This is a genomic window from Erythrobacter sp. SD-21 (assembly GCF_000181515.1).
Taxonomy (GTDB): Bacteria; Pseudomonadota; Alphaproteobacteria; order Sphingomonadales; family Sphingomonadaceae; genus Qipengyuania.
The window spans coordinates 694,304-701,775 of record NZ_ABCG01000001.1 but is presented as its reverse complement, the minus strand read 5'-3'; the positions used below and the strand labels follow the sequence as shown (position 1 = coordinate 701,775).

The 7,472-nt window shown below is 64.7% G+C and carries 6 protein-coding genes; 4 read left to right on the top strand and 2 right to left on the bottom strand.

The genetic code is table 11. The annotated features are described in order from the left end of the window. Window positions 1-41 precede the first annotated feature (41 nt). Both ED21_RS03450 and ED21_RS03445 read right to left on the bottom strand, forming a co-directional pair. A complete protein-coding gene (locus tag ED21_RS03450; RefSeq protein WP_006832439.1) occupies window positions 42-224 on the bottom strand; it encodes a hypothetical protein in 183 nt (60 codons plus the stop codon). A gap of 21 nt (window positions 225-245) precedes the next feature. Further along, window positions 246-1,844: an isocitrate lyase gene (locus tag ED21_RS03445; RefSeq protein ID WP_006832438.1), complete on the bottom strand. Its 1,599-nt coding sequence runs from the start codon at window positions 1,842-1,844 to the stop codon at window positions 246-248. A gap of 159 nt (window positions 1,845-2,003) precedes the next feature. On the opposite strand from ED21_RS03445, the gene ED21_RS03440 reads away from it, so the two are divergent. The 4 genes from ED21_RS03440 (at window position 2,004) to prsR (ending at window position 7,436) form a co-directional block, all read left to right on the top strand. Next, a complete protein-coding gene (locus tag ED21_RS03440; RefSeq protein ID WP_006832437.1) occupies window positions 2,004-3,386 on the top strand; it encodes a short-chain fatty acyl-CoA regulator family protein in 1,383 nt (460 codons plus the stop codon). An 87-nt stretch (window positions 3,387-3,473) separates the two neighbouring features. Further along, entirely contained in the window at window positions 3,474-3,767 is a 294-nt protein-coding gene (locus ED21_RS03435) for a hypothetical protein (RefSeq protein WP_006832436.1), read from the top strand. A 193-nt stretch (window positions 3,768-3,960) separates the two neighbouring features. Beyond that, window positions 3,961-6,069, top strand: coding sequence for an XrtA/PEP-CTERM system histidine kinase PrsK (gene prsK / locus ED21_RS03430; protein WP_006832435.1), 2,109 nt, complete (start codon window positions 3,961-3,963; stop codon window positions 6,067-6,069). Further along, the gene (prsR, locus tag ED21_RS03425; protein ID WP_006832434.1) at window positions 6,069-7,436 is read left to right on the top strand and encodes a PEP-CTERM-box response regulator transcription factor; all 1,368 of its coding nucleotides are present in this window, start codon (window positions 6,069-6,071) and stop codon (window positions 7,434-7,436) included. Before prsK ends, prsR begins: the two co-directional genes overlap by 1 nt. Window positions 7,437-7,472 lie beyond the last annotated feature (36 nt).

The window sequence follows — 7,472 nt, the reverse complement described above, 5'->3', positions numbered from 1 at the left end:
GGCAGCCGTTTCTCCTCCCCAGGAGAACTGTGAAAAAGGTGTTAGCCGTCCGAAGGGACGTAGGTCCCGAGGCGGTGGTGCAGGGCGTTGATCTTCGCCAGCTCCTCGCGATCCTCCGTCTGGCGTGCGTAGCTCGTCAAAGCGGTACGCAGCAGGCGGAAATCGGCAGTCGAGAACAGGGCGCGAGCGCGGCCCGGTTCGGTCTTGGGGGTGTCTTCGGTCATCGTAGTCATCCTTCCTCTCCGTTATGCCGCAGCGAACTGGTTCATGGTGTTGTCCTTGCCGCCGGCTTTGAGGGCCGCTTCACCGGCAAAGTATTCCTTGTGATCATCGCCGATGTCCGAACCGGCCATGTTCTGGTGCTTCACGCAGGCGATACCCTGGCGGATTTCCTCGCGCTGCACGTTCTTGACGTAACCGAGCATCGCCTGTTCGCCGAAGTATTCCTTGGCGAGATTGTCGGTGCTCAGCGCGGCCGTGTGATAGGTGGGCAGCGTGATGAGGTGGTGGAAGATACCGGCACGCTTCGCGGCATCGGCCTGGAAGGTGCGGATCTTCTCGTCGGCTTCGGCGGCAAGCTCGGTGCCGTCGTAGTCGATGCTCATCAGCTTGGCGCGATCGTAACCGCTCACGTCCTTGCCTTCGGCTTCCCACTTGTCGAAAATCTGCTGGCGGAAGTTGAGCGTCCAGTTGAAGCTGGGCGAATTGTTATAGACCAGCTTTGCGTTCGGGATCACCTCGCGGACACGATCGACCATGCCGGCGATCTGTTTGACATGCGGCTTCTCGGTCTCGATCCACAGCAGGTCGGCGCCGTTCTGGAGCGCGGTGATGCAGTCGAGAACGCAGCGGTCTTCACCGGTTCCGGCCCGGAACTGGAAGAGATTGCTGGGCAGGCGCTTGGGCGCCAGAAGCTTGCCGTCGCGGCTGATGAAGACCTGGCCATTGGTGATGTCGGCCGGATCGACTTCGTCGCAATCGAGGAAGCTGTTGTACTGGTCACCGAGGTCGCCCGGCTCCTTCGAGTAGGCGATCTGCTTGGTCAGGCCAGCGCCGAGGCTGTCGGTGCGGGCAACGATGATGCCATCGGGAACGCCCAGTTCAAGGAAGGCGTAGCGGATCGCGCGGATCTTCTGGAGGAAGTCCTCGTGCGGAACGGTAACCTTGCCGTCCTGGTGGCCGCACTGCTTCTCGTCCGAAACCTGGTTCTCGATCTGGAGAGCGCAGGCACCGGCTTCGATCATCTTCTTGGCGAGCAGGTAGGTCGCCTCGGCATTGCCGAAGCCGGCATCGATATCGGCGATGATCGGCACGACATGCGTCTGGTGCTCGTCGATTTCCTTCAGCAGGCGATGCGTGTTGACGCTGTCGCCATTGGCCTTGGCCTCATCGAGCTCGCGGAACATGCCGCCCAACTCGCGGGCGTCGGCCTGCTTGAGGAAGGTGTAGAGTTCCTCGATCAGCGCGGGCACGCTGGTCTTCTCGTGCATCGACTGGTCGGGCAGGGGGCCGAATTCGCTCCGGAGCGCGGCGACCATCCAGCCCGAGAGGTAGAGGTAACGGCGCTTGGTGCTGCCGAAATGCTTCTTGATCGAGATCATCTTCTGCTGCGCGATGAACCCGTGCCAGCAGCCGAGCGACTGGGTGTAGTTCGCCGGGTCCTTGTCGTAGGCTTCCATGTCCTCGCGCATGATCTTCGCGGTGTAGCGCGCGATGTCGAGGCCGGTGGGGAAACGGTTCTGCACGGCCATGCGGGCCGCGCTGGCGGCGTCGATTGCACCCCAGGGCGCGCCGTTTTCGGCGATGGACTCACCCATGTTGGCGATCTGGCTCTGGTACGTCATCACTGTTCTCCTGTCCGGTCGGCCCATGAAGGCAGCGGGGGCTGTTGAGGACGACAATGCTCAGGGACGAGTGATTTCGACAGGAAAATTTACAGAATTTCTTGTCTAGAGCAGGGCTTCTGGCATATTCACCTTGTAACGTTGTAAAGGAATTTACAGATGGCGGAAGCATCCGTCCGCGCAGGCCCGGCCATCCGCCGCCTCAGAAAGCGCGAGAACCTGACCCAGGCGGCCATGGCCGCTCGCCTCTCGATTTCGCCCAGCTACCTCAATCTGATCGAACGCAACCAGCGCCCGGTCAGCGCGCGCGTTATCATGGCGCTGGTGGAGCAATTCGATTTCGATCCACGCAGTATCCGCGAGGACGAGGCGATCGGCGGCCTCGACGGTCTGGCCCGCCGGCTGGCCGACGAACGCTTTGCGGACCTCGCGATCGACCGCGAGGAACTGGACGAATTCCTCGCCACCGCCCCGCAGGCCGCCGCGGCCTTCGTCCGGCTCTACGACAACGCCGGACCGGCCAAGGGCGCGAGCTACGATCCGCTCGACGCGTCCCGGCGCGAGATCGAGCGCTGGCGAAACCATTTCGCCGATCTCGACCATGCTGCCGAGGAACTAGCCGACGAGATGCGCCTTTCGCGCGGGGACATCGGCCTTGCCCTCACCGAAAGGCTACGCGAGCGCCACCAGCTGTCGGTCCGCATCCTGCCGCGCGAGGTGCTCCCCGACAGCCTCAGCCGGCTCGATCTCCACGCCCGCCAGGTGCAGCTGTCCGAAATGCTCGGTCCGGCGTCGCGCAATTTCCAGCTCGCTCTCAAGATCGCCCAGCTCGAAAAGCGCGAGGAAATCCTCGCCGTGGCGCAAGGCGCGCAATTCGAGGACGAGGCCGCCCGCGCGCTGTTCAAGCGCCACCTCGACGGGTATTTCGCCGCCGCGCTGCTGATGCCTTACGGCCGCTTCCTGCGCGCCTGCGATGCGACCGGCTACGACCTGCCCGTGCTCGAGCGGCGCTTCTCGGTCAGCTTCGAGCAGCTCGCACACCGGCTCACCACGCTGCAGCGCGTCGGGCAGCGCGGCCTGCCATTCTTCATGGTCCGGCTGGACCGGGCGGGGCAGTTCTCCAAGAGCTTCATGGGGGCGAGCACGGCGCGCTTTGCCGGGGAGGACGTATCCTGCCCGCTGTGGGACGCGCATCGCGCTTTCGAACGCGGCGGCGAACTGATGGTGCAATATGTCAGCCTCGACGATGCAGGGGAGGCGCAAGGCGGTTGGCTCACCATGATGCGCAGCGTGGAAGGGACCGGCGCTCCGGGCGAGGCGCGTTTCGTGGTCGCGGTCGGAATCGAAGCCGTGCTGGCGACCGATCTGGCGCAGGCACGCGGCATATCCCTGAGGCCGACAGACGCTCAGCGCATTGGACCGGGCTGCGCGCGTTGTTACCGGGAGGATTGTTCGCAGCGCTCTCTCCCCCCGCGCGGGCGCAAGCTGCATTTCGATCGCATGCGTCGCGGGGCCACGCCCTTCGAGTTCAACGAACGCTAAATTGCTGCGTTAACCCTCTTTATCCGGAACCGGATTCCTCGCCGCCGCGTTTTCGCCACATTCCAGGGTCCAGCAAAGGAATTGGGCATGACCGAAGAACGCATTACCGAGACGACCGACAGTGCGGGCAACACGCACACCACGCATACCGTCGTCTCCGACACCGACCGCCGCAGCGGCGGAACCTCGTGGGGTATCCTGATACTCCTCGCGGTGCTCGCCATCGGGGTCTTCGTGATCTTCTCGCAGATGAGCGGCGCCGAAGTCGCCAAGGACAACGCCGTGGCCGGTGCCGCCGGCGATGTGGGCGAAGCGGCCGGACAAGTGGGCGATGCGGCTCAGAACGCCGGCGAGGCCGTGGAGGACGCGGTCGCGAACTGATCGGCCCCATAATCGATGCGCCACACGGGGCGACGATTCCTCTGCAGGAGGAGCGTCGCCCCTTTTTGGTTGATATGCTGTAAAATTTACCGACAGTTCACCTTTTTATCCTAGTACCCGTCGCAGATATTCGAACTGGCGGGTGAGTGGTGACAGGCGCAATTCCGGGACACGGCGGGGCGGGACGCGGCTGATGGAGTGGGCCGGTTCGCTCTCCTACATTTTCTATTCGATCGGGGCTGTCGCAAGCGGCCTTGCCGCGCTGTGGATCGTCCGCAACGGGGCCAAGGACCGTTTGGACCTCTGGGCCGGTGTCGTCGCTCTTGCGCTGACCGCGAACTGGTGCGTCGCGGCGGCCAGTTTTCATTCGAACCAGCCGATTGTCGGCATGACCGAGATCGCCAGCAATCTGGCGTGGATCTTCGTGCTGTTCCGCCTCTTCGCCAACGACGGCCGCGACGAGAGCGTGCGGCTCGTCCGTCCGGCGGCGCTGGCGCTCGGTTTCGTCGAACTGCTGCAATTCGCGTTGCTGGCCATCGTGCAGGGCAACCCGGGATCGAGCGAGATCGCCGCGCTCGCGCTGCAAACCTCCGCGATCTTCCGCATGCTGGTGGCGATCTGTGCGCTCGTCCTCTTGCACAATCTCTACGTCGGGGCCGCGCCCTCGTCGCGCCGCATCCTGCGCTGGGGTGCAGCGGCCATGGCCGGAATGTGGGCCTTCACGCTCAATTTCTACACCATCGCCTATCTCGCCGGTAGCTACGCCGATGCGCTGGTCGCCTCGCGCGGGTTGGCCGCGGCGATCGTCGCCATTCCCTTCGCCATCGGGTTCAACCGCGCAGCGGCCGGACTAACCTTCAGCCCCTCGCGGGCCGTCACCTTCCGCTTCCTCTCCCTGCTTGTGATCGGCGGCTATCTCGCAGGGATGCTGACGCTGGCCAACTGGCTCGACATCTTCACCGGCAACGCCGCGCGGCTCACACAAGTTGGCCTCGTGATCGCGGCGGGGGCGCTGGCGTTGATCTGGCTTCCGTCGGACCATTTACGCGGCTGGCTGCGGGTGACGGCGATCAAGCACCTGTTTAAGCACCGCTACGACTATCGCAACGAGTGGATCCGCTTCACCCATACCATCGGCCGGTCCGGGCTGGACGAGGCCAGCCTGCAGGAACGCGTGGTGAAGGCGATGGCCGACATCACCGACAGCCCGTCGGGCGCGCTGCTGCTTGCGGGCGAGGAGGGCAGGCTGGTGTTTGGCGGCCACTGGCGCTGGCCCCAGCTGGCGGTTCCGGCCAATCCCGTCCCTTGCGAACTGGTAACCATCTTCGAGCGCGAGGGGCTGATCCTCGCATTCGACGAGGCGCGCGCCGGGATCGAGCACCAGGGCGAGTTGCAGCATGTGCCCGAATGGCTGCTCGACGAACCGCGCGCCTGGGCTGCGGTGCCGCTGCTCCATTACGACCGGCTCGTCGGGATCATCGTGCTGGCGCGGCCGCTGGTCGAACGGCGTCTCGACTGGGAGGATTTCGACCTTCTCGGCATCGTCGGACAGCAGCTGGCGAGCTACCTCAGCGAACAGGCCGGGCAGGAAGCGCTGTCCGAGGCTGCGCGGTTTGACGAATTCAACCGCCGGATGGCCTTCGTGATGCACGACATCAAGAACCTGTCGAGCCAGATGTCGCTGCTGCTGCGCAACGCGGAAAAGCACGCCGACAAGCCCGAATTTCGCAAGGACATGCTGGTCACGCTGCGCAACAGCGCCGACAAGCTCAACACCATGCTCGCGCGCTTGGGGCGCTATGGCACGGGCGCGCAGGAGGACTTGCGGGCTTTCGACATGGCCAGCATCGTGCGCGGATCGGTCGACCGGTTTGCGCGCAGTCACACGGTCACTCTGGTCCGCAGCGAGCCGCTCGTGGTCAACGGCCAGCCCGATGCCTTCGAGCAGGCGCTGGTGCATATCGTCCAGAACGCCATCGATGCGAGCTCCGAAGGCAACGCGGTCATGCTGGAAGCCTATAGCGACGGCGTGTGCGGCGTGGTGCAGGTGCTCGACAGCGGCAAGGGCATGGGCCCCGCCTTCCTGCGCAACGGCCTGTTCAAGCCCTTCGTCTCCTCCAAGGAGGGCGGCTTCGGTATCGGGGCCTACGAAGCGCGCGAACTCGTCCGTTCGATGGGTGGACGGCTCGACGTGGAATCGCGCGAGGGTTTGGGGACGCGCTTTACCATCAGCCTGCCACTCGAAGCGGCGCGGAGAATTATAACGGGCTCCCGGCCCGATGCGAAAACGGAGTTGGCCTGATGGCGACTAGTAAACCCAAGCTCCTGATCGTCGAGGATGACGAGGGGCTGCAGGCGCAGCTGAAATGGGCCTATGACGATTACGACGTGGTGATCGCCGGCAACCGCGACGCCGCGCTCGCCGCGATGCGCAGCGAGGAGCCGGTCGTGGTCACGCTCGACCTCGGCCTGCCGCCCGATCCCGACGGCACCACCGAGGGGTTCGCCGTGCTCGATGCGATCATGGAGATGAAGCCCGATACCAAGGTGGTCGTCGCCTCGGGCCATGGCGCGCGCGAGAGCGCGTTGCAGGCGATCGAGCGCGGGGCCTACGATTTCTACCAGAAACCGGTCGATATCGAGGAACTGGGCCTGATAGTCGGCCGCGCCTTCAAGCTCAGCCAGATCGAGGGCGAGAACCGCCGCCTGTCCGAGAAGGTGGGCGACGAGAAAACCGTGCTCGGCACGATGATCACCGCCGCGCCCGAGATGGCCAAGGTGGCGCGCACCATCGAACGCGTCGCGCCGACCAACGTCTCGGTCATGCTGTTGGGGGCCAGCGGTACCGGCAAGGAATTGCTCGCCAAGGGACTTCACGAGGCGAGCGACCGGCGGAGCGGCGCTTTCGTTGCGATTAACTGCGCCGCAATCCCCGAGAACCTTCTTGAAAGCGAGCTTTTCGGCCATGAGAAGGGCGCGTTCACCGGGGCAGTGAAGACGACCGAGGGCAAGATCGAGATGGCCGCGGGCGGCACGCTTTTCCTCGACGAGGTTGGCGACATCCCGCTGCCCCTGCAGGTGAAGCTGCTGCGCTTCCTGCAGGAACGCGTGATCGAGCGTATCGGCGGGCGCAAGCCCATCGCCGTCGACACCCGCATCGTCTGCGCGACGCACCAGGACCTCCAGAGCATGATCGGCGAGGGCACCTTCCGCGAGGACCTGTTCTATCGCCTTGCCGAAGTGGTCGTGAAGATCCCGACGCTCGCGGACCGCCCCGGTGATGCCGTCCTGCTCGCCAAGCATTTCCTCGCACGCTTTTCGGCCGATATGAACCCGCAGGTGAAGGGCTTTGCGCCCGACGCGCTGGCCGCGATCGACGGCTGGGCCTGGCCGGGCAATGTGCGCGAACTGGAAAACCGGGTGAAGCGCGCCGTCATCATGGCCGATGCCAAGCTGGTTAACGCCGAGGATCTCGATCTCGAAGACGGGGCGGAGGAAGACGAACTCGCGCTCAACCTCAAGCAGGCGCGCGAGGCGGCGGATCGCAAGATGATCCGCAAGGCGCTGGCGCGCAGCCAGGGCAATATCTCGATGGCGGCCAAGCTGCTCGGGATCAGCCGCCCGACGCTCTACGACCTGCTCAAGCAGTACGATCTGCAGGCAAGCTAGCACGCGACAAGCGGCGCGCCGGGCGCTAGGGGCGAT